The 21,285-nt window shown below is 68.0% G+C and carries 16 protein-coding genes and 1 pseudogene; 8 read left to right on the forward strand and 9 right to left on the reverse strand.

Annotation, left to right across the window (positions count from 1 at the left end; all coding sequences use genetic code 11):
* Positions 1-967: 967 nt before the first annotated feature.
* From MB84_RS24865 to MB84_RS24875, 3 genes are all read left to right on the forward strand, one after another.
* Positions 968-1,867, forward strand: coding sequence for a hypothetical protein (locus MB84_RS24865; protein WP_052654267.1), 900 nt, complete (start codon positions 968-970; stop codon positions 1,865-1,867).
* 1,353 nt (positions 1,868-3,220) lie between these two features.
* Positions 3,221-4,213, forward strand: coding sequence for a hypothetical protein (locus MB84_RS24870; protein WP_052654268.1), 993 nt, complete (start codon positions 3,221-3,223; stop codon positions 4,211-4,213).
* A gap of 11 nt (positions 4,214-4,224) precedes the next feature.
* Entirely contained in the window at positions 4,225-4,845 is a 621-nt protein-coding gene (locus tag MB84_RS24875; protein WP_052654270.1) for a hypothetical protein, read from the forward strand.
* A gap of 54 nt (positions 4,846-4,899) precedes the next feature.
* Here the strand turns inward: MB84_RS24875 and MB84_RS31110 are convergent.
* Together MB84_RS31110 and MB84_RS30580 are read right to left on the reverse strand one after the other, a co-directional pair.
* A pseudogene (locus tag MB84_RS31110) lies at positions 4,900-5,028 on the reverse strand (IS110 family transposase); the annotation flags it as partial.
* Positions 5,029-5,111: 83 nt separating this feature from the next.
* Complete coding sequence (locus MB84_RS30580) at positions 5,112-5,252, reverse strand: hypothetical protein (protein WP_169835071.1); 141 nt, start codon at positions 5,250-5,252, stop codon at positions 5,112-5,114.
* 1,300 nt (positions 5,253-6,552) lie between these two features.
* On the opposite strand from MB84_RS30580, the gene MB84_RS24885 reads away from it, so the two are divergent.
* The 4 genes from MB84_RS24885 (at position 6,553) to MB84_RS30585 (ending at position 8,514) form a co-directional block, all read left to right on the forward strand.
* On the forward strand, positions 6,553-6,831 hold the full coding sequence (locus MB84_RS24885; protein WP_084010095.1) for an IS66 family transposase: 279 nt from the start codon (positions 6,553-6,555) through the stop codon (positions 6,829-6,831).
* An 18-nt stretch (positions 6,832-6,849) separates the two neighbouring features.
* A complete protein-coding gene (locus MB84_RS24890; RefSeq protein WP_084010096.1) occupies positions 6,850-7,536 on the forward strand; it encodes an IS66 family transposase in 687 nt (228 codons plus the stop codon).
* Complete coding sequence (locus MB84_RS31505; protein WP_084010097.1) at positions 7,499-7,978, forward strand: IS66 family transposase; 480 nt, start codon at positions 7,499-7,501, stop codon at positions 7,976-7,978. The genes MB84_RS24890 and MB84_RS31505 overlap by 38 nt, the downstream gene beginning before the upstream one ends.
* A 335-nt stretch (positions 7,979-8,313) precedes the next feature.
* Positions 8,314-8,514 carry a hypothetical protein gene (locus MB84_RS30585; RefSeq protein ID WP_052654280.1) on the forward strand — a complete coding sequence of 67 codons (201 nt, stop codon included), beginning with the start codon at positions 8,314-8,316 and terminating at the stop codon, positions 8,512-8,514.
* 119 nt (positions 8,515-8,633) lie between these two features.
* Here MB84_RS30585 and MB84_RS30590 read toward each other — a convergent pair whose 3' ends face one another.
* From MB84_RS30590 to MB84_RS24925, 5 genes are all read right to left on the reverse strand, one after another.
* A complete protein-coding gene (locus MB84_RS30590; protein ID WP_169835072.1) occupies positions 8,634-8,783 on the reverse strand; it encodes a hypothetical protein in 150 nt (49 codons plus the stop codon).
* A 699-nt stretch (positions 8,784-9,482) separates the two neighbouring features.
* Positions 9,483-10,931: an HdeD family acid-resistance protein gene (locus MB84_RS24905; RefSeq protein WP_245725605.1), complete on the reverse strand. Its 1,449-nt coding sequence runs from the start codon at positions 10,929-10,931 to the stop codon at positions 9,483-9,485.
* Between the two features lie 1,130 nt (positions 10,932-12,061).
* Positions 12,062-12,391, reverse strand: a complete 330-nt coding sequence (locus MB84_RS24915) for a hypothetical protein (protein ID WP_245725606.1) — start codon at positions 12,389-12,391, stop codon at positions 12,062-12,064.
* Between the two features lie 609 nt (positions 12,392-13,000).
* Positions 13,001-14,881, reverse strand: a complete 1,881-nt coding sequence (locus MB84_RS24920; RefSeq protein WP_157122930.1) for a hypothetical protein — start codon at positions 14,879-14,881, stop codon at positions 13,001-13,003.
* Between the two features lie 621 nt (positions 14,882-15,502).
* Positions 15,503-17,479, reverse strand: coding sequence for a hypothetical protein (locus MB84_RS24925; protein ID WP_052654286.1), 1,977 nt, complete (start codon positions 17,477-17,479; stop codon positions 15,503-15,505).
* 784 nt (positions 17,480-18,263) lie between these two features.
* Here MB84_RS24925 and MB84_RS24930 point away from each other — a divergent pair.
* Positions 18,264-18,959, forward strand: a complete 696-nt coding sequence (locus MB84_RS24930) for a PA3715 family protein (protein WP_157122931.1) — start codon at positions 18,264-18,266, stop codon at positions 18,957-18,959.
* An 889-nt stretch (positions 18,960-19,848) separates the two neighbouring features.
* On the opposite strand, the gene MB84_RS24935 is transcribed toward MB84_RS24930, so the two are convergent.
* Both MB84_RS24935 and MB84_RS24940 read right to left on the reverse strand, forming a co-directional pair.
* Positions 19,849-20,298, reverse strand: a complete 450-nt coding sequence (locus MB84_RS24935) for a VirK family protein (protein WP_052654288.1) — start codon at positions 20,296-20,298, stop codon at positions 19,849-19,851.
* Between the two features lie 477 nt (positions 20,299-20,775).
* Positions 20,776-21,165 carry an NUDIX hydrolase gene (locus MB84_RS24940; protein ID WP_052654290.1) on the reverse strand — a complete coding sequence of 130 codons (390 nt, stop codon included), beginning with the start codon at positions 21,163-21,165 and terminating at the stop codon, positions 20,776-20,778.
* Between the last annotated feature and the right edge of the window lie 120 nt (positions 21,166-21,285).

The following is a 21,285-nucleotide window of genomic DNA, read 5'->3' on the forward strand; positions in this document are numbered from 1 at the left end:
CACGGGCGTCCCGTCCCCGCCTGAGTTCAGGGGCTGAGCGCCGTCGCCCGCAGCCCTGACGCGCGGCGAAATGCCGGTGCACCGCCGCCTCGCCGGGGTGCCCGAAAGCAAGTGGTACGCCGCTCACGCCCCCCGTGCCGCTTTTAATCCAAGGGTTGGATCGCTTGAGACAGCCCGACCCGGCCGAACGCGCTAAGCGCGTCGCGCGCGATGCGCGGATCGCGAAGCCGAGGCAACGGCGCCGACCATGAAAGTCGCCGTGCGCCGTTTCAGTGGCCATCGTGGCCATCCCGGCGATCCCGGCAAGACCACGCGGGCCCCCCTCCGCTCACGCCGCGCATGCACGCGCCCAAGCTTGAGGGGGACGCCCTCCATGCCGGCACGGCCGACGCCGGCGCGCCTCTGAGCCACGGGCGCGGCATGACGCACGGGCGCGGCATCGCGTCGAGCCCCCCGTTGACCGGGCACGCTCGGGCCACGCGCGCATGAGCGCGTAGCGGTCATTCCGCCCTGCAAAAAGACGCCTGCGATCGGCCGGTTCGGCGCACCCGTGTCAGAAGGCGCAAGCGCGCCGCGCCCGTCACCGGCGCGACCTCACGTCGCCCGCCTCCGACGGTTGCCACGGGTCGGCCCCTGATTTTTTGTCCCCCCGTCGTCAGTGCCGGTGCGGTGACGACGGGATGGCCCGGACGGTCCGGGCAACCGCCTGGGGCAGACCGCTCCGGGCATGGCGATGCTTAGCGCCCGCGCGCCGCCCGTCCACCCGCGACGCCATAATCGAACGAAACCACGTCATTTCGAAAGCGCGCCTCTGCGCCATGGTCTAAAAATAAATCGGTCTGTATCGCGGGCGACGGGGTGACCCGGGCCCGCCGGCCTCCGAGACGCGGGGCGGCGGCAACGCCACGGCCGGTCGCTCGCCGTCAGTTCCCTGACACAACCGCAAGGATCGATAGGAAAACTCATCATGTTCCCCATCTCCGCCGACCAACGCTTGTTCTGCTTCCCCAACAACTACAACCAACCGATCACCTGGGCAGACTTGCAGCATATCAAGGAGGCCGAAACCCTGGCTGACGTGCCCGGGCGCCGGCTCGACGAGCGCGGTTGGTGCCAAAAGCTGGTGGACTGGTGCTGCCTGGGGCCCGACTACAACGACATGACCCGGGAGGCGGACGCCGCGTTGTGGCGACTGCTCAAGGCCAATCCCGACAATTACCGCAATCCCGACAAGTTGGGCCAGTTCGAGCGCCTGCGCGACATGGTGACGGACGTGGACCAGCAAAAGTTCCACTATCTCGGGCTTGACCGCGACGAAGTCCGGTTCTCGCTGTCCGGCGTGGAGAGTGAACCCGTCCATTTCAGGGCGGCGCCGGAAGGTGTCCCCAAGCTCATCACCTACAACCTTTGGAACCCTACGGCGCAGGAAGAACAGCCCGAGGCGATGCTGCCCGTCACGGGCAATCTTCATGGCCTCGCGGCGTACCAACAGGCCTCCTTCCATAAGCAGCGGATGCTGAACTGGCTCGCCCGCCCGGCCACGTATATGGCGATGGACCGAGCGATCGATACGCACCGCGCGCAGCGAAGATCGAGGCGGATGCTGGCAACCGGGATGGCCAACCCCGCGGTGCCGGCGCCCGCCAACCAAGCACCGCTTCTCGGGGAAGTGCCGCAGAACCCGCCGACGTTCACCCTGACCCAGCTTGATAACGGCCTCATGCGCGCGGACATCAGTTACGACGTGATCGTGGGCCGGGCCGAGATCTCCTTTCTCCTCAGTGAGCTCCCTCATCCAGGGGCGCCCATTCGGGACACCATGCAGTGCATTTACAGAAAATTTACGTCCACCATCGGGCTCGTCTGACGAAGGCTCCGCGGATGCGACGGCGAAGCGGGGCGGCTCGCGACACCTGCGCTTGCCGCGTGGCGGGCACGCGGCACAGCCATGGTGAGACGGCCGACGTCCGCACCGTGACGCCCCCGCCTGACGCGAGCCGCCCACCGTAGGGCGGCTCTCGCCGCGCCCCGCTGTTCCATTGTGCCGCTGTCGCGCTGCTCCACTGGGCGGAGCGGCGCATCGGGCCCTGCGCCGCCTCATGCGCTCACGCCGGCGGCGTCCTCCCTTTCAAACGCGCGCCCGCGCCCGAGCGAGGTACCGTCGCGTCGGCCGCGCCCGCAACCCGGACGCGCCCCGATGACGTCGTTATCGCCAGTCAAGGGGAATGAACTCGGCCAATTTCCGCTTAACCTCGTCGAAGGCTTTGCATCTCCTCAGAATTTCACAGCCCCCTCACCGCGACCGGCCAACGCGTTATCCCCCCCGCCGAATCGTATTGCCCGGCCCCCAACGTCCGCGCGATTGACCACCGTGGCATCCTGTCGATGCGCGGCTTTCGATCGCCCCGCCGCCCGGTGTCGACTGAAATTTGACAAGCTGCCGTCATCCCCACGTGAGCGGTCGGCGGGTCGCCCCCCGGGGCCATCGCACGACGCCACGACGCGTGAGCCGCAGCGCATGAGAATCTCGCGTGTCCACGTCGCGGCATCCGGGGCCGGGGGCGAGCTCCGCCGCCCCCCCCGCAGCACCTGCGTCGCGCGTGGATCCGTCACGTGGTGGCGGCCGTAGCGCGACGCCGCAGCACGACGCCTCAGCACGACGCCGCAGCACGTCGCCTTAGCATCCGCTCCTCACCTCGGGCCCCGGGCGCGTCACCGGCCGCCACCGCCGGTGCAGAGTGCCGTGGACCGTCACGGGCACTGCGCCAAGCGGCCACCGTTGGCCGCGCCACGGCGTACGCGCCTCACGTCGCGCACACACGCCCCCGCACACGCCCGGCGCCGTGCCGTCGCGCGGTGGGCTCCCCCCGGGTGGCCCACCCGGCCTCGCCCCCGCGCCCATGTAGCGCGGCACGCTCGCCCTTGCACCGGAGGCCCGCCCGCTCGCCGGGGAGCGCCGCAACCCCACGCTTGTGGGCGGCTCCCCGCCTCGCCTCGCCCCACGCCCCGCTCCCCTGTCCACGTGCACGCGAGGCTACGATTCAGGTGTTCACCCGAGCGTCGTGCAGCCAAGGCGACCGACAATGACGACAAGCCCCCGGCGTTTGCCCACCGCGCGCGCCGGCCGCCGCGCACACGCCGACAGCGGTGCGACGCGAACCGTCCGTCAGGCCTGAATTTCGCCCGCCGTCGGCCCCCTTTCGATCACGAGGCCCCCACGATGCCCCCGATTCTGACGCTGCGCCCGAGCACGTTTTTCTTTTTTTCGCCCACCCTGCATGTCTCCCAAACCGAGCTCGATCAGATCAAAGCCACACCCGATCGCGCGGCGCTCCAAAGCGGGGGGAACACCTGGCTCGACTGGCTCTTTGACGCCGACAGGCTCAACGCCAAGCACGCGTTGCACTGCCTGATCCACGGCGCGGACGCAAAAACGATGGTGCGCAGCTTCGCGCTTTTGCGCGGCCTGGTCCCCGAGCACGACCGGGCCCACTTTCACTTGGCCCCCCTCGACGAAGACACGATGGAGTTGACCATCCGCGCCCCCGGTGGCGGCGAGCCGCTTGCGTGCGTGCAAGTGCCGCGTCTGGGCACCTTCGGACTCGCGGACGACCCCGACGACCCCGCGTACGTGCGCCTCGTGTACGGTGACCCCCAGGATCCCCTCCTCATGCTGCGGATGCATTCCCCGCGCTTGCGGGCCGAGCTGACAACGTTCGAGCCCGCTTACTCGCGATTGAACCGCTTCTTCGATCGCGGGACCGTGGAGAACGAGCGCGATCCTTACCTGCTTCGGTTTTGCGAGGTGGTGATCGCGCACCTGAGAACCCGCACCGGTGAGCTTGACTTGGAGGCGGCGTTCAATGCCACCGTCCCGCCCGCCCTCGGCGCCGCGCCGGATTCGAGCGCCGCGCACGCGCTCGCCGCCCTCCCGACGCGCGTTGCCGACGCCTTCGAGGGCGCGCTTAAGCAACTGGTCAAAGACCTGAAAACGATCAAACAGGATCCAAAAATATGGGCGTATGTGTATGAGCAAGCCAACCGTAAGCTAAAGCTCAGTGCGATCGCGCAAGCTTACCGAGACCGCGCCCACGAGCAATTGGCCAAGCTGGCGCTGAGCGCCCGGGAAGCGGGGAATTTCACGTTCGTGGATTTTTGCAGAAATACGTCGCCCCCCGGAAACGCCAAAACCAAACTCAGAATCAACTCTTAAAACTCGATGGGTTGAGCCCGGACGCCACCAGCCGGTTTCTGATTGGGTGGCTAAAAGACATTCACAAAGATCTTCCTCATATTCGGTCAGCCCAAGCCAGCAATATCCTGTGGACCGGCATGCATCCGGGGGACCGCCGCGATCATTTGCATACCCATAACCAGGTGACGTTATTTTTTCCGGAAGGCACCTCCGCCGCCGCGATCGAGCACAGCGCTCGCCAACTCGAAGCGTTGGTCCGCAAAACCCTGGGCGGTGCCCACGTGTGTCAGGATGTCGGTCATGATTTGGCGGTTGAGGGGTGCCAATATGTCACGATGCGAAACGAAACGATCACCAAGCATGGCTTTGATGTGGCGCAATTCCTCAAGGATCATGCCCATTTATTTGTTGATAAGCAAAAGCAGTATGCAAAATTAATCTCGGCCAATGCAGAGCTCACCCGCAAGGAGATGATTGTCTTCGCCCCGACCACCGCCGGGGTTGACGATGACCGGACGGAAGACGAGCGCTTTGTGTATCGCTTGGTGAAAATTCTGGATTACGCGGATATTGAAGACGCGGCCACCGTCAAAAAATGGCTGGTCGAGTTTTTTTCGTCCACCGCACCATCGGCGCCTTCGGCGAGCTAGCCTGGAGCGCAGGGGTGGCCCGAGGGGTGGGTGGGGGCCCGATGTCGTTCGCCAGGCATGAGGGGCCGTCTTGGCTTGAGAAAAAGAGCCGTCGCGCGGCAGGGCAAAGCGCACGTCGCAGCGCCGACGAGCCGGTGCGATCCATACCGAATCGTGGCGCCGACCCTGCCGGATTTTTCGGGTGTCGTCAGCGCTTGGATCGGCTCTCCCCCCGCCGCAACGCCCGCGGGGAAAAGGCTCGGGGGCGGCGACGCGAGCGCGCCCGCTCAGCACCACACGACATTGCGGTAATCAACGGTGCGGCGGTAGTAGTGGCGCCGATCCCACGGCGTGACCGTGTAATCCACGTAGGCGCCACTCAGGACGATGATACCGTGATGCAAGGTGTGCGAGGCGTGCGAGATCATAGTGAGCTCCGTAAAGCAACGGGTGGGCATTGGCGGCAGCGCCATGCTTCTGACGCTATTCTCCGCAGCGGCCTCACCGCGGCCCTCAGACAAACACCTGAAATGATGTGGGCGCCGCGGGCCCCCGGCACGCCGCCGCCTTCGGCCCGCCCCGGTGAGCTCGCCTTCACACGCCCGTCCCCGCTGCGCGGTCTGTCGAAGCGCCGGCGCGGCGCATGCCCGGCGCAGGACCATGGGGCCCGGCGGCGTGCGGTTGGCCGACGAGCTGCGCAGACCGCTCGCGAAGCAGGTCGCGGACACGCCCCCGGGGCGTGACGCACGACACGGGGTCATGCCGTAAAACATGGCATGTCGCCCCGGGCTCTCCCCGGTTGAACCGGCCGCGCTCAGCCACACCGCGACAGCGAGGCAGGGGGCACGCGCCCCGCAGCCGTTTGACCGTCAGACCCCTCGGCCGCGCACGTGCGGGCGGCCGAAGATGACACGGCATGCAGGCGCGATCGTGACCCGCCGTGACGCGCCCGGCAAACGTCCTGTCGCGCGACCCGGCAACAAAGCCGGCATGCCCCGACGCGGTGGCGCTGTCGATCCTCACCGAGCGGGCGGCGTTTTGCGGCGTTTTGCTGCGTTTCCTACCCCCGCTCGAGCACCGGGCAAACGACCACGCGGCGGCGCGACGCCACCTCGTGGTGAGCACGAGCGCCGACCGGCCGAGCGCCCCGCAGCAGGTCATGCGTCGCCGAGATGAGGGCCCACGCCGGCCGGCACGAGTGCACGCGCCCTTTGCCCTTTGGCTGCGCCATCACGCGCGAGCCGTTGGCGTCGCACGCCGACGTGATGTGACAGCAGACCCTACCCGCGTCGTCACCCAAGCGCTCGTCAAATGCGATATGAGGGGGCGTGTGAACCTCGATGCGGATCGGCACCTCCTCGCTCAGGACCGTCGTGGGGACGGTGCCACTGCGCCGGCGGGGGCGTTGGCCAGGTGGGTGCACCGTGCGGGTCACCGAGAGGGGGGATGCGTCGCGCCGCCGCGGCCATGCTCGATCAGCGCCGTCTTAGCGCAGTCTTGGCGCCAACGCAGCGGCATCGACGGCATCGGGCCATGGCCTGACGGCGCAAGCCGCTCGGCGGGTCCGGCCGAGGGGTCGGTTGGCAAAGCCGCTCGATGGCCGCGTGACGCTTACCCTCAGCACCGCCGACCGAAAGCGCTCAATCCAGAGGCGTGCGCGCCGCGCGACGTTGACGTTGGCGCCATCGACAGGCCGCGCCGTGGAGACGGTACCGTCGCCGTGCGCCGCTGCCCAATGACGTCGAAGCGCTACGGCGCAAGTCCGAGAAGTTGGAAGGCGAAATCGGTCAGCTCGAACGCAAACTCGAGGAATTGCCGCTCGACAACGGCGAGACTCCTGCGCCCACGACGCCTGCGTCAGAAGCGCGCGTCAATCGCGCACGCAAGCCTGTGCCAGCACACCTTCCACGCGACACCATCGTACATACGCCATCCGCCAACGCGGGTCCGGATTGCCGCGGCCCCCTCAAGCAGATCCGCAGCAATGTGGTCGAGCAACTTGAATAGGTTCCGCAACGCCGGCGCGTGATCCGTCACGTTCGCCCGAAGTTCAGTGGCACGTGTTGCCAGACACCGGTTCAGGCGCACGCGCCGTCAAGACCCGTTGCGCGTGGTGCGCGTGGTCTGGCAGGCCCGGGCTTGCTCGCCCACGTGCTCGTGGGCAAATACCGCGCTCAAACGCCGCTGTACCGTCAGGCGCACATCGAGGAGCGCGACGGCCTTGGCCCGGACCGATCGACGATGAGCGAACGGGTCGGTGGTGTGAACCGCCGGTGGCGTCCTCCGGTCGATGCGTGGTACCGCCACGCGATGGCGGGCCCGACGCTGCACGCCGATGACACGCCCGTGCCGATGTCGGCACCGGGCAAAGGTAAGACCGCCGCGGGACGACCGTGGGCTTCCGTTCGCGACGAACGGCCGACGGGCTCCCCGCAGCCCGCAGCGGTGTGGATGGCGCTCACGCCCAATCGCAAAGGCGAGCCCCTGCAACGACACCTTGAGCCCTTCGCCGGCCTGCCCCGTGCGGGCGGCTTCACGGGATCCGACAAGGTATTCAATGACCATCGCACCCACGCGGCGTGCCGGGCTCACGCACGGCGCACGTTCTACGGGCTCACCCGATCGAACCCTTCTCCCGCGGCCGGCGAAGCGCTCGATCGCATCGCCGCGCTCGATGCGATCGAGGCGCAAATCAGCGGCAAGCCCCCTTGACGGGCGACCGGCAGCCCGCACCGAAAGAACACTTCCGTTACGGCAAAGCCTGCACCCGTGGTTCGACGGCTTGATCCCGACGCTCTCGGGAACGTCCGCACGCGCCGGTGCGATCCGGTCCACGCTGAACCGCCGGGATGCGTTGAATACGTTCGTACGTGATGGACGTGCCGAGATCGACAACAACGCAGTCGAACGGGCGTTGCGTGCGGCCTCGCCCGGTCGGAAAAATTATCTGTTCGCGGGCGCTGAATCCTGGGGCGAGCGAGCCGCCGCGATGTCCGGCCTCATCGGATCGGCCAAGCTCAACGACACCAAGCCCGAGGCCTGTCTGCGCGAAGTGCTGGGTCGCATCGCCGATCATCCGGTCAACCGGATCGACGCGTTCTTGCCCTGGAATATCGGCATGCCGAGTCCAACCCGCCTTAACGAGGCCCCATAGGTCCCCACTTCGGGATAAGCGGGGACTTCGCCGTGTCCCGACGCCGCTCGCTTCGGTTAATCAACGCATTGCGTCGCAAGGTGCCCAGGCCGGACGCTTACCCTGTTTGCGCACGGTCTTACGATCGATCTCGAGGCAAGCGGCGACGGCCCGGATGCGCGGTCGTTGGCGGTGCGATTCCGGAATCGTCCTCACGTCGCCCGGTTCGATCACCGATGCGCTGCGGAAAAAGCCCAAGCGCCATAGGGTCGGGGGTCGGGGTGCGGGGTGCGGGGTGCGGGGTTTAGAGACCGGGCGCCGCTGACACGGGGTCCGGGAACAGCAAACCGGGGAAAATGACGTCGGCGAAAAATGCGGAGTATCCGCCCGACAGTGACCATGAACCACCGGCTCGTTGGCTGGTCGAGGCGCAGAACTTGCGCCTCAAGCGCCTCAAGCGCCTCAAGCGCCTCAAGCGCCTCAAGCGCCTCAAGCGCGTCACGCGCGGCATCGGCAGCACGGCGGCTGCCGCGCAAACCCGCTTCACCGGACTATGAGGGCGGGGTGATCGCGCCCCCCTCAACCTGTGGAGCGCCTTTGCGCCGACGCGTTTGCGCAAAAAAAGGAGCGCGGCGTGCGCCACACGCAAACGCTTCCCCCTTCCGCACCAAGCCCTTCAGACCCAGAAGCATTGGGAGCCCATCTCCGCCACCGGTTGCGCCACGTCGATCATCACGAGACTGAAATCCCGGGCCAGCCCAAGCGGGTGGGTCTCCACAAATTCGATGAACTTCAGGTATGTCTGCCAGATTCCCCAGATTTCCATGGTGCGTTCCTCTCAATTTGACATTGGTTTCGGTCAGTCTCGCCAGCGTGGATTTCGCCCCGCAGACCCGTTCGCGGCAACGTGTTAGCCGTTGAGTGAAGTATCGTCCTCACCGGTGGCGCGCAGCCTCAGGTATAGACCTGAAGTTATGACCCGCCCCCCCATCGCCCAGGGCCGTCGCACGAAGGCATTCCCCGTTGAAATCACGGGATTGGGATTTCGCTTGTAAGCGCCGCGGGCAGGTCGCTTACTTTTGTCTTTTGCGCGGCAAAAGATACACGGTGACGTGCCCGGTACTGAAGGCGCTGCGGGTGATCCGACCGATGCGCGCAGCCGCACGCCGGGGCACGGCCCGAGGCCGAGGCTGCGGGGCGCGCTGTGCACGCCGGCGCGCACCGCCGGGGCGGGACCCGGCCAGGGGGCGGGCAAAGCGGGAGTGGCTGCGCCGCCATGGGCCGCGCAAGAACGCCATCGCGTCGCACGATACCGTCGGCCGGTTGACCGCAGCGCTCGACCCTGAGCAATTTAGAGCCCGCCTGAAGCCCGCTTGAAGCCTGCTTGAAACCTGCTTCATGCCGTGGAGGGGCGGTGGAGGGGCGGTCGGTGCCCGGCACCGGCAGGCCGGAGGGTCGCCATCGACGGCAAAGACCGTACGTGGCTCACATCAGCGCGGCGAGCGCGCCATCCCTCGGGGGCGGCCTACGGCAGCGGCCCGGGCGTGGCGCCCGGGCGGGTGCGCCCGTTATTTGGCCGCGGGCCTAGCGGCTCCGCACCCTGCGCCGCCTGGTCGGCCGCCTCGCGCCACGCGCGCCGTGAGCGCCGCATGCGGCGCAGCGCCACCGCGGCCATCTTGAACCAGCCGAACGGTCGGGGATCGACGAGCATGCTCACCGCCCGGGCGTAATCGAGCACCAGCCCGGGCGTCCACGCCATCGTCTGCGCCCGCTTGCGCAACTGCGCCGCGACCCACAATTCCGGCGTCATCCACAGCCGCAGGAAGGTCCACCAGCCGGCGTCGTCACCGCCCGTGAGACGGCCGATGCGTCCCTCAAGCGCGGCTTCGAGCGCCAGTGCGACACTGCTGGAGCAGTTGCGGTGCGTTAAGTTGTAGGTGGTATCGGTGCGGTACGCCTCCCAAAACTTGGCCAATTGTTCAGGGCTGTAGTTGCGGATGCGCACCTTCACCGTCGAGGGGCACCAGGCCTGCGACTCATGAGCGTAGCTCGGCTGGAAGACACCGGCCACGTCGTTGTCGTGCGTGGCGCGCAACGCCGTCGCGAACGAATCCGGCGAGCGGTCGATCTCCACGGCCGGGTAGAGACTCACGTAGATCCCTTCCGGGCTCTCCAGGGCCGCGTGGCCCGTCGAGATGACGCCGTCGCGATCGACCGCCGCGATGTAGCGATCGATCAGCGGCTGGCGGCGCGCCGGCGCGCGGGACGATCCCGACGGCGTCCAGACGTGCACGGTCAGCGCCGGTTCATCCTCGCTCGGTGGGCCATCCCACTGCGGTGCCCGCGCGCGCCTGCGCTGCTGCCACAAGGCACGCTTTTCCTGCGGACTGGCAAGCACTTCCTCGATGCGCATTTCCGAGGTCATCGAGCGTGCACGCATCGCCAGCATCAGGATGTTCCAACCGGTGAAGGCCAGCCCGAGACCGAGGGCGTACGGCAGCGTGCCGCGATAATGCGTGGGGTAGGGCTGGTAGAAGAAGATCGCGATCAGCAGCTGGAACAGCCCGCCCGTGAAGGCCAGGGGCCAGCGCGGGTAACGCACGACGTAGGCGGCCACGCATTGCAGCAAGCCGTCGGCTAAGAACAGCGTGCCGAACAGCATCGACAGCCAGAAGTTGCCGACCTGCTGCTCGAAGAACAACACCAGCACCGCCGTCAGCGTAAAGCTGCCACCCTTGGCGGCGCGCACGAGACGTTGGCCGCCCACGCCGATGGTGACGATGGACAAGGTGGCGAGCCCTTCGATGAGCATTAGCCACGCAAACACCTCCAGCGGGAAGTGCACCACGCCATCGAGCGCATCGATGATCAGCGCGGAGCCCGCCGCGAAGAACAGGACCCCGATCCAGATCAGGGCGCGCGAGCGACGGCGCAGGTAATCGATTCCAAGCAGCACCAGGACCAGGCGAACCAAAGCAAGTCTCCGTCGTAGCGTCGCGCCATGGGCGCGCGGGGGGCGCACGGCGCGATGGGGGGCATCTCGGCCGAGCGGTACGTTGCGAAGCTCGCCCCACGCCCCCCGCAGGGGCGACCGGAACGAGCACGCCCTATGGTAGCGCGTCGCATGCCAAAATCGAACACCGGTAAGCAAAAGCCGGCGGTGCGCGCGGGCGGTGTAGGGGGCGGCGTACGGGGCGGCGCACGGGGCGGCGGAAGAAGCGGTGGAAGGGGCGCGAGAAAATTCCGCGCGGACTCCCGGCGCACCTCCGCGCCGCTCGCCTTCGCCCCCGCCGGGCGGCGCACGTCGAGCGGATAGTGTCGGTGCAAAGCCATGCCGGCGAGCATCGGGCGAACACCTGAAAAGCAGTCCGTCGCCGACGACGGTCCCCTCCCTTCCAGCGGCGCCGCGGCGGTCTCCCGGCGTCTCATACCGATGCTCGGCGGCATGCCCGCTTGGCCATGCACCATCGGCCGCCCGCGGTGCGCCGGCGACGTCGACACCGCCGGCGCACCGCCGAAAGGGGTGGAGGACCGACGTCCCGGGGGCGTCGGGCTCGCGGCGAGGGGCGTCTTGTCACAGCCCGTCAGCCGCCGGCGTATCACCCCGGCGCCCCCTCAAGCGACGGAGACGACAGGAGGGGCCTTCTCGACGGGCGGCGTGTGAAAAAACCCGCCGCAGGGCGGAATGCCGCCGCCCTCGCCACCGCGCGAGGTCATTTGGGCCACGTCGGGCTTCGCCGCGTCGCCCGGCCCGTTGTGACCGAGCAGGACATGACAGTCGAGCAGGGCCCCGCGCCCTAGGCAATGTTCATATTGCGGCCTGCATTCCCGCAGGCGCTTTTTCTGAAACGCCTCGCTATGCCCCCGGGTCGGCCGCCCGGTTTTCCGATCGCCCCCATGGAGATGCGCCCCGCGCGCCGGCAAACCGCCCGGTTCGCCGGGTGTGGGGCGCAGAGGCTCAATGCGCCTGCCCGGATCGAGGGGAACCACCGGGTCCGGACACAGAAGGCCTTGCAGGCCGTGCGACGGCTCGGCCCACCGTCCGGTTCGATCTGGGCGGTCCCCCACGGGGGGGCGCCCCGCGACAAGCCCGCCCACGGGAAGTCACCGCCCCGGGCGCTTACACGCGACGAGGATGCTGCGAGCCGTGGTGCTCCCCGCATAGGCGCTGCGGGTCGCGCCGGAGGCGTTCGCGCTGGCGCTCGCCCCGCTCACCCAACCGCTTTCTGCGGTGCGGTCATACACGTCGTACCCCGCACTCCCACACAACTCGCCCGCCTTCTCGAAGCACATGCCCCAATTCCGATCGTAGCCCGAACAATTGATCGAGTACGCCGGCCGACCGTCCGGCGCAAACGTTTGCGAGGAGGTTGCACAGCCGCCCACGAGGGCCAGCACCCCGACGACCGGAACCCAACGAATCACTGTTTTCACGACACACCTTAATGGCTATCTGGTTATGAGTTCATGTCACCGCGTCTGCGACGGTGACCGATACGCCCAAGGATCAACCTCGCTTGGGCGCTGAGCGCTGCGGCGACCCGACCGGTCAAGCACCGCGACATCGGTCGCCCCGGCCGCCCGCCGTCGCCGTGACGCATCAGGCGCCCCCATCTTATCGCGCGGACTCCGTACTGTCGCGGATCCTGTGCATGCGCGTCGCACGGGCGAGCGCACGGCGCGCGGCCGCGTACGGCGCCCGCCAAGGCCTCGGATACCGCCGCCGGGGTCAAGCGAGTGCCCAAACGTCATCGCCGTCAGGGCCGCGGTGTCCCGCCACCGCCCCGCGACGTCCCCAGCCTGGGCAGGCCGACGTTGCCCTGGCGGATGGGAACGCCCTGGGGCGCTCGTGATGGCCGGCGGTCTTACCCGCCCCGACGGGCCCACAGTGCGCGCCCCCCGGTTGACCGAAAGATGGCACAGGCGGTGAGGGATGCGCCGGCGCCCCGTGATCCTGCACGATTCTGCGGCCCACCGGGCGCATCGAGGGTCATCAATAGCGCGGGGCACAGGCCGCGCACGGCGTGCCTGACGCTCGCCCCCTCACGGCCGATGACGTGGCGTGATGCCCGGTGGGATGAACGGCCGTGGCTCCGGCCACGCCCCCGTAGGCGCGCGCACGGCAGACGGCACTGTTTCGTGCGGCGTCGCAATCGCCCCGGTTGATCTTGCGCCCGGACCCACCGGGCCACCGACGCCCCGTGCCCGGCGAGCGAGCGGCGACAGCTCAAGCGTCGCGTCGTAGGCGGCGTCTGTCAGGTAAATCCCCTGGCACGAAGGCGGCCGCTCGCGCGTCTCGTTCGGTCGGACGGGCCCCACGCACCACCTCGCGGTGGATGTCATTTTCGCCTGCCGCAGCAATTCGGGCGCACGCGCCTCGCCCCCCACCGTGACCCGCGCGTCGACACCGCGCAGATCACGATGGTGCGAGGCAAACGAGAGGCGGACGGTACCGTCGGCAAACTTCTCGCCGGTCTGCGTCCGGGTGACGATATCGATGGTACGCACCTCACCTTTATTATACTTAAATTGGGGGGCCCCGTCGCGGTCATAGACCGGCTGCGTGGCGCGCCACGCGAGCGCCAGCGCCATGAGCACACGCTTGCGCACCTGCGGCGCATTGGGCACCTGATTGGGCACGGCCCGCCTAAGACGACCGATCACCGCCGTGACCATGAGCCGTTTCGCCTCCGCCGGGCGGCCCGACGCCACCAGGGCCCGCACCAATTCGGGCTCCCGGTTGACCTGTTTCAGGATGTCCACACCGTCGATCATCACACTGCCGTCGGGCGAGGCATACACTTGGTACAGGGCATCGTACAAAGCGTCCATCAGGAGGGGCGGCCTCGAGTCATCGAGCTCGGCAGCACCGCACTCGGCAGCGATCTCATCGAGACGATCCTCGGCGAAGCGATAGGTGGCGGCGCTGAGTCCGGAAAGGCCCATGGGCATCTCGTGAGAGATGTTCAGTTCCCCGTGCTTCACCAACTGCCGATTGCGCTGGCGGCCGGCGTCCGTGCCGGCATAAGTAAAGGCCGCTTGTTGCGCTGCATGATCCAGCGCCGTCCCCTTGCGATACACGCGCGCGCCGGAAGTGTGATACTTCTCCATGTCGCCGGACCACGGCCCATGAGTGGGGGTCGCGGCGATAAGATAGTATTTTTCAGTGCCCTCCAGCCCGGCGAGCGCCATCCCGGGGGGGCGGGTCCAGGCGCCGGGGGTCGCCAGCTCCGGTGGCACACCCACCTCGACCCGCATCGTCCGACAGTCCCAAAGTGCCGCACGCACGCGCGCCCACACTTGCTCCACCCATTCCCTGCAGTGTCTCTGAACCTTCGCCGCCAAGGACGTCAACGGGGATGGCTGCGTCACCCCGAATTTCTCAAGCTCAGAGGGGATGTCAAGGCCGGGGTGCAATCGCACCGCCAGGCCGGACATTTTGACGGTGAGCCGGTGCGTGTCGCCCTCCCCCGAGCAGTCGGGCGTAAGCGTGAACGTCAGCTGTATATCCTCGACCTTACTCGTCTCCCGCACGGACGCTGCCGTGTACGTGGTGGTCAGGTGCACGCGAACGTCGTTGCCCTCGAAAGTGAGGCTCAGGGCACGTTGATGCACCGCATGTACGGGATCGGTCACGTGCAGCGGGGCGGCCGCGTCCAACAGCGCGTCAGAGGCCAAGAAGCCCGCAATCACACCGGCCTGCGCGTGCGCGATGTCGCCCGCCACCCCCCCCGTCGTCGTTAAGTGGTCGGCAATCCGCGCCGTGAGGTCCGCCAGCAGCGCCCCGCCCCGCTCAGCCTCGGTGGCGTTCAGGCCCAAGCGGGGCTGCGGCAGGGCGAGCGGCTCGCCCGCGACATACAACTGAATCCGGGCGGGCCGATCCGGCGCCGCCGGGTAAAAGCGCTTCCCCAGTTCGGTGAGCACCCCCTCATCCCGAGGGTCACCGGGCAAGCCGGGGAGCAGGGACGTGTTCAACACCCGATCGGCCAACACGGCGGACGGCGCCGGCCCACGGTGGCTCACCTGAAATTTGCGCATACAGCGTCATCTCCCTGAAGAAGTCGGTTCGGCCATCCCGCAAGAGGACCGCGTGGCACCGGCGGGGCGTGCCGGGGGTCGCACCGTCGCGCGCCGCCGGTCGGCGCACGTACCCATGCGCCGACACGGGCGCCGGGTCGGTTGGTCATTGTCGGGTTTCGCGAGACGGCCGCCCTCAGGTAAAGGCCTGAACTTGGGCACACAGCCCGCGCGTGCCGTTCGTGAGCGTGGCGACGCCGCTCGGTTTGGCCCTATTTGCCCTATTTGCCCTGTCGGCCCTGACCACCCGCATGCGCCCGCATGCACCCGCCTGCGCGCGCACGGCAGCTGCCACTGTTTCGCGCGACGTCGCGATCGCCCCGGTTGAGCTTGCGCCCGGACCCACCGGCCCCCCCACGCCCCGTGCCCGGCGCGCGAGCGGCCCCCGACAGCATTCGGGGGACACGTCCGCGCAGCGCGTGACCGGCCGGCACACGCGAGCGCACGGGGGACCCGCGGTGAGCGGCGTCAGCCCGCGTGCACGGCGTTCCCCGCCCGCGCGCCGGAGGGGACGCGCTCACCCGGCAACAGCTCAATCGCCGCCTTGTAGTCGGCTTTGGTCAGGCAAATCCCCCGGCTCGAGGCTGGCCGCTCGCGCGTCTTGTTCGACGGGTCGGGCTCCACCCACCACTTCGCGGTGGATTCCATCTCCGCGCGCTTGAACATTTCGCGCTTACGCGCCTCGCCCCCCACGACGACCTGCGCGTCGACACCGCGCAGGCCGCGATGGCGCACGGCAAACCAGAGGCGGACGGCATCGCCAGCGAACGTCTCGCCGGACTCCGTCCGGGTGTCGATTTCGATGGTTCGCACCTCACGTTCATTATTTTTAAATTGGGGGGCACCGTCGCGGTCATAGACCGTCTGGGTGGCGGACCACGCGAACGCCAGCGCCATGAGCACGCGCGCGCGCACCTGCGGCGCATCGGCCACCTCATTGGGCACGATGCTCGTCAGACGACCGAGCATCTTCGTGGCCAGGAGCTTTTTCGCCTTCGCCTGTTCCGCAATCTCCACCGGGGTCCGCTCCGATTTGTGCATCCCGCGAATCACGAGGCCCTTACCCTCCATGAGCTCCTCACCGTCGACCCACACACCGCCCTGCGACGAGGCATACGCGTTGCCCAACGCATCTCCCAACGCGCACAGCATGGGACGGAAGCGCGGGTCACCGGGCTCGGTAACGGCGCACGCCGCAGCGATCGCATCGAAACTCTCCCCGCTGCACGCGCGAACGAGCTCTTCGAAATACCGCTCGGGGCACGCAGCGGCGATCTCATCGAGACAATCCTCGGCGAAGCGATAGGTGGCAGCGCTGAGTCCGGAAAAGCCCATGCGCATCTCGTGCGAGATTTTCAGTTTTCGGTCCTCCACCAACTGCCGATTGCGCCGGCGGCCGGCGTCCGTGCCGGCATAAGTAATGGCCGCTTGTTGCGCCGCATGGTCCAGCGCGGTCCCCTTGCGATGCACGCGCGCGCGAGAAGTGTGATACTTCTCCGTGTCGCCGGCCCACGGCCCATGGGTGGGGGTCGCGGCGATGAGATAGTATTTTTCAGTGCCCTCCAGCCCGGCGAGCGCCATCCCGGGGGGGCGGGTCCAGGCGCCGGGCGTCGCCAGCTCCGGTGGCACACCCACCTCGACCCGCATCGTCCGATAGCCCATCAGTGCCGCACGCACACGCGCCCACACTTGCTCCACCCATTCCTGGCAGTGTCTCAGAACCTTCGCCGCCAAGGACGTCAACGGGGATGGCTGCGTCACCCCGAATTTCTTAAGCTCGGAGGGGATGTCAAGCTCGGGGTGCAATCGCACCGCCAGGCCGGACATCTTGACGGTGAGCCAGTGCGTGTCGCCCCACACCCAGCATTCGCGCCTAAGCGTGAACGTCAGCTTTATATCCTCGACCTTACTTATATCCTCGACCTTACTCTTCCCCCGCACGGACGCTGCCCTGTACGTGGTGGTCAGGTGCACGCGAACGTCGTTGCCCTCGAAAGTGAGGCTCAGGGCACGTTGATGCACCGCATGTACGGGATCGGTCCCGTTCAGCGGGGCGGCCGCGTCCAACAGCGCGTCAGAGGCCAAGAAGCCCGCAATCACACCGGCCTGCGCGTGCGCGATGTCGCCCTCCGCCCCCCCCGTCGTCGTCAGGTGATCGGCAATCCGCGTCGTGAGGTTCGCCAGCAGCGCCCCACCCCGCTCAGCCTCGGTGGCGTTCAGGCCCAAGGGGGGCTCCGGCAGGGCGAGCGGCTCGCCCGCGACATACAACTGAATCCGGGCGGGCCGATCCGGCGCCGCCGGGTAATAGCGCTTCCCCAGTTCGGTGAGCACCCCCTCATCCCGCGGATCACCGGGCAAGCCGGGGAGCAGGGACGTGTTCAACACCCGATCGGCCCACACGGCGGACGGCGCCAGCCCACGGTGGCTTACCTGAAATTTGCTCATGCAGCGTCATCTCCCTGAAGAAGTCGGTTCGGCCATCCCGCACGAGGACCGCGTGGCACCGGCGGGGCGCGCCGGGGGTCGCACCGTCGCGCGCCGCCGGTCGGCGCACGTACCCAGGCGCCGACACGGGCGCCGTGTCGGTTGGTCATTGTCGGGTTTCGCGAGACGGCCGCCCTCAGGTGAAGGCCTGAACTTGGGCACACAGCCCGCGCGCGCCGTTCGTGCGCGTGGCGACGCCGCTCGGTTTGGCCCTATTCACCCTATTCACCTTATTTACGCCGGTGGCCCTATCCGCACGGCCGGCACGATCGGCACGGCGTTGTGCGTCGTGCGCGGCGGGTGACGCGACGCTTGCACCCTGCCCCGCACGGGGCATACCTGTCGCGACGCTCGAGCGCCCTGACCATTGCGCATAAACCGTGTTCATGCCCCACCCTGTGTGGCCCGCGCGGCGTCGCGCGAAGGCGGCACCCACGCGCTTCGCACGGAGGCCCCCCGACGACACCCCGGTACCGGGGTGTCGCGCCGTGCGGCGCGTCAGCGGCGCGCTGAGCGCTTAGCCGTGCGCTCCGCGGGTCCGCCACGCCGGGCCGTCCCGCCTCGCGGGCGTACCTGACCGGCGCGCGGGCGGTGCGAGGACGACGGCCGTGAGCGATGCCGAGCCGTTTGCGCGGCGCATCACTGTCGCCCACCGACATTTACGGGCACACTGACGACATCGCCACTTCACGCGAGTCGACTTCTTATGCGCACTCTGTTTGCCGCCCCCCTGCTCTGCCTGCCCTTGCTCGCCTTCGCCGATTGCCAGGATCGCCTGAACGACTTGACCAAGACCCTGCAGCCGGGGCGCACCCTTGCCACCGAACTGTCCACCTGCAAGGTCTGGCCGGCCAACCCGTCGCACACGCTCGCCGTGCTGGCGCTGCCGCAACAGGGCGGCACCGACAAGCACACGGTGTATGACGTGGAGATCGTCGTCGCGGACAGTCGGTCGGGCAAAATCATCGCCCATCGTTTCGAGAAAGGCGCGCTCACCTCCGATGCGATCGGCCTGCGCAGCGTTGCGCTGGACACGGCGTCGTGGCGGCTGACGCGTGACGTGCTCGCGTTTGGCGTACGCGCCACCCACGAAGGCACCTCACGCGTGGCCCCGTTCGCGCAAACCACGCTAAGCCTTTACGTGGTAGACGGCACGACCCTGAGCCGGCGGCTCGACACGCTCGTCACGCAGACGAGCGGCGGCCAGTGGGACGGCAATTGTGCCGGCCGCTTCACCGATACGTCGCGCGCCATTGCCTTGGGGCCGGCGGGCCCGTCCGGGTATGCATCGCTCATCGTTAGCGAGAAGGTTGTCACGACGACCAACACACCGACACGCAGCGATTGCACGAGCACGGAGCGCACGACCAAGCGCCCAAGCGTCTCGCTCGAGTACGACGGCACGCACTACCCGGTCCCGACCGCGTTATCGCGCCACTAAGAGCGCGGGGCTCACGTCCGTGGGCGCCCTCTCTCGTCCGTGCCCGCCTTCTGTCGGCGGGCCTTCGCGGTCGTCGGACCACCGGCGCGCGCCCGGTCGGCTCGCCCTGACGCGGCCCACCCCGCGCAACGCCTCGCGAGGCGCCGGGCCACCACGCCGTTGAGGGTGCAGGCGCGCCTCGCCGCATCACGCGCGGTGCACCGTGCACCGCGAGCGCCGCGGCAGCGGCAGGGGCCGCATCATGACCGCAACGCCGGAAGCGCCCCAAACTCCGCTCAGGGCAGCCGACGCCCCCCTGCCCAACGGTTCCCTCACGATGCCGGCGCCCCGTCGCCAATCGGGGGCGTGTTCAGTCAGTCACCCTACCGATGGCGCGTGTCCCGTCAGCGACCCGCACGGGAGAAGCGACGTCTTCCCATCGCCGCGCGGCGCGCGCCATACAGCGGTGACGCATTCACCGAATGGGGGGAGGCCGCTCGATGTCGGCGAGTCGCTTCACGGCCAATGGCGGAGGGTGTTTTTTGCACAGCACGGAAAGTCTCAAGCAACGCACAGCCGGGAATCGCTCCCCGATCCGCGCGAGAGATCGGACGCTTTTCGTGGTGACGCGACGGTTGCCGGTCCGGTTCGGGGAACCCAAACATTCCGGTGTCGGGGCGCGAAAATCGACGGGACCTCGATACCGCAACGCCTGGGACAGGCGATTCATCCCGCCATCCTGCGCCGACAACCTCTTGGCCCCACGGTAGGGGAGGCAACACTGCGGGCGAACGGCCGAACCCGGACGGTGCCGGCCGGGCCGCCGGGACGACGGACATATCGCGCCGTCGCCATGGTCGGTCGTCACCCTGTCACCCTGTCGCCGTGTGGCCCCGTCGGGTCACGCCGCTCACCACACCACGCTCAGCCCTTTGCCCAGTGCACAATCGTACTGCGTCGTTTGCAGCACCGCCGCACTCATCAGATCGAGCACCACGGTTTGAAACTCGACCTTGCCGTCGGGCAGGACCCGATATTTCACGAATTCTCGCACCGCTTTGCCGTCGGGACGCACGGTCAAATGGTGATCGGAAAAGGCAACAGTGCCGTCCTTCAGGAGCAGGAAAGCGTTCGGATGCACACTCCCACGAATCGCCGGTCCGGATGCGCCCGTGCCATGGACGGTGCATAACGAGAGGTCCAACACGGCACGGATATCTTTACCGGCCATCACCGCGGCCCGCAACGCGGCCCCGTCGACGTTTTGGGCCGCCGCCGCACTCGCCCAGCCCGCGGCAACGAGGGCCGCCACGGTAAGGCCGCCCGCCAGACGTAGGGACATTGAACACTTGCGTTTCATCGATCTCTCCTGAGCAAAAATCGGGGGTGAACCACCGCGCGACGGGCACGGCCGGGCCTGCGCCAAACGATGTGTCGCCATTAACAATGGCCGCCGACCCTCGCTCGGCCACGACACCGCGGCAAGGCGGCGACTGCGCGCCACCCCACGCGTGGCCGAGATGCGTGCGTCGATGGGGGCGCCCCCCCGTCACAGCCGTTGGCTCACGATCGCGTCGTGCAGGGCCAACGCGGCGAACCGGCAGCGCGGTGCGCCTGAACCGATCTCTTATACCCCGGCGCTTCGCGCACGGCTTTTGCAACCGTGTCAGGAATCGTCATTTGTTGACAGCGGCGGGGACAAGCGGCGCGAACATCGATCAGGAGTCCTCATTGAATCTCATGGAGACTCATGAGACCTCAGGCAATATCATGGGATAGCACGGAAGGCGCGTTGGGGATACGCGCCGTGGGAGGACGGCGGTGCCGCCGAATCCGATCAATCCCCGGCGACATGCCGCGGTGGCGCGCCGTCGGAAAATGTCAGCGTGATGATGTGACGGGTGGGGACACTGACCGGCAGGTGGGCGACCGCGCGCCAATCGAACCACCGGCAACGAACGATTTCCTGACCCGGCTTCGGCACCCGCGACGCCGGCACGTCGACCCCGAATACGTGGTGATGTTTGTTGAGCCCGCCAAACAGGAAAAGGTAGGTGGGGCACATACCGTGCAGCGTGGTTTCTTCGGCAAGCTCACGCCGCGCCGCCGCCAACGGGGTCTCCCCCCGCTTGAGAATGCCCCCGGGCAAGGCCCATCGGTTCCCGTCTCTGGACACCAGCAACACCTTGTCATCCTGCCGGCACACGATAGTGGCGCGTTCTTTCATGCGTCCAATCTTACAAAGCCCGGGGGCCGATGTCTGTCAGCGAAAACGACGGCGCGCACCGCCGCGCCGGCGCACAGCGCGTCGCGTCGACACCGTGGCCGCCGGGGCCCCCGTCGAGCG

Source organism: Pandoraea oxalativorans, from assembly GCF_000972785.3.
Taxonomy (GTDB): Bacteria; Pseudomonadota; Gammaproteobacteria; order Burkholderiales; family Burkholderiaceae; genus Pandoraea; species Pandoraea oxalativorans.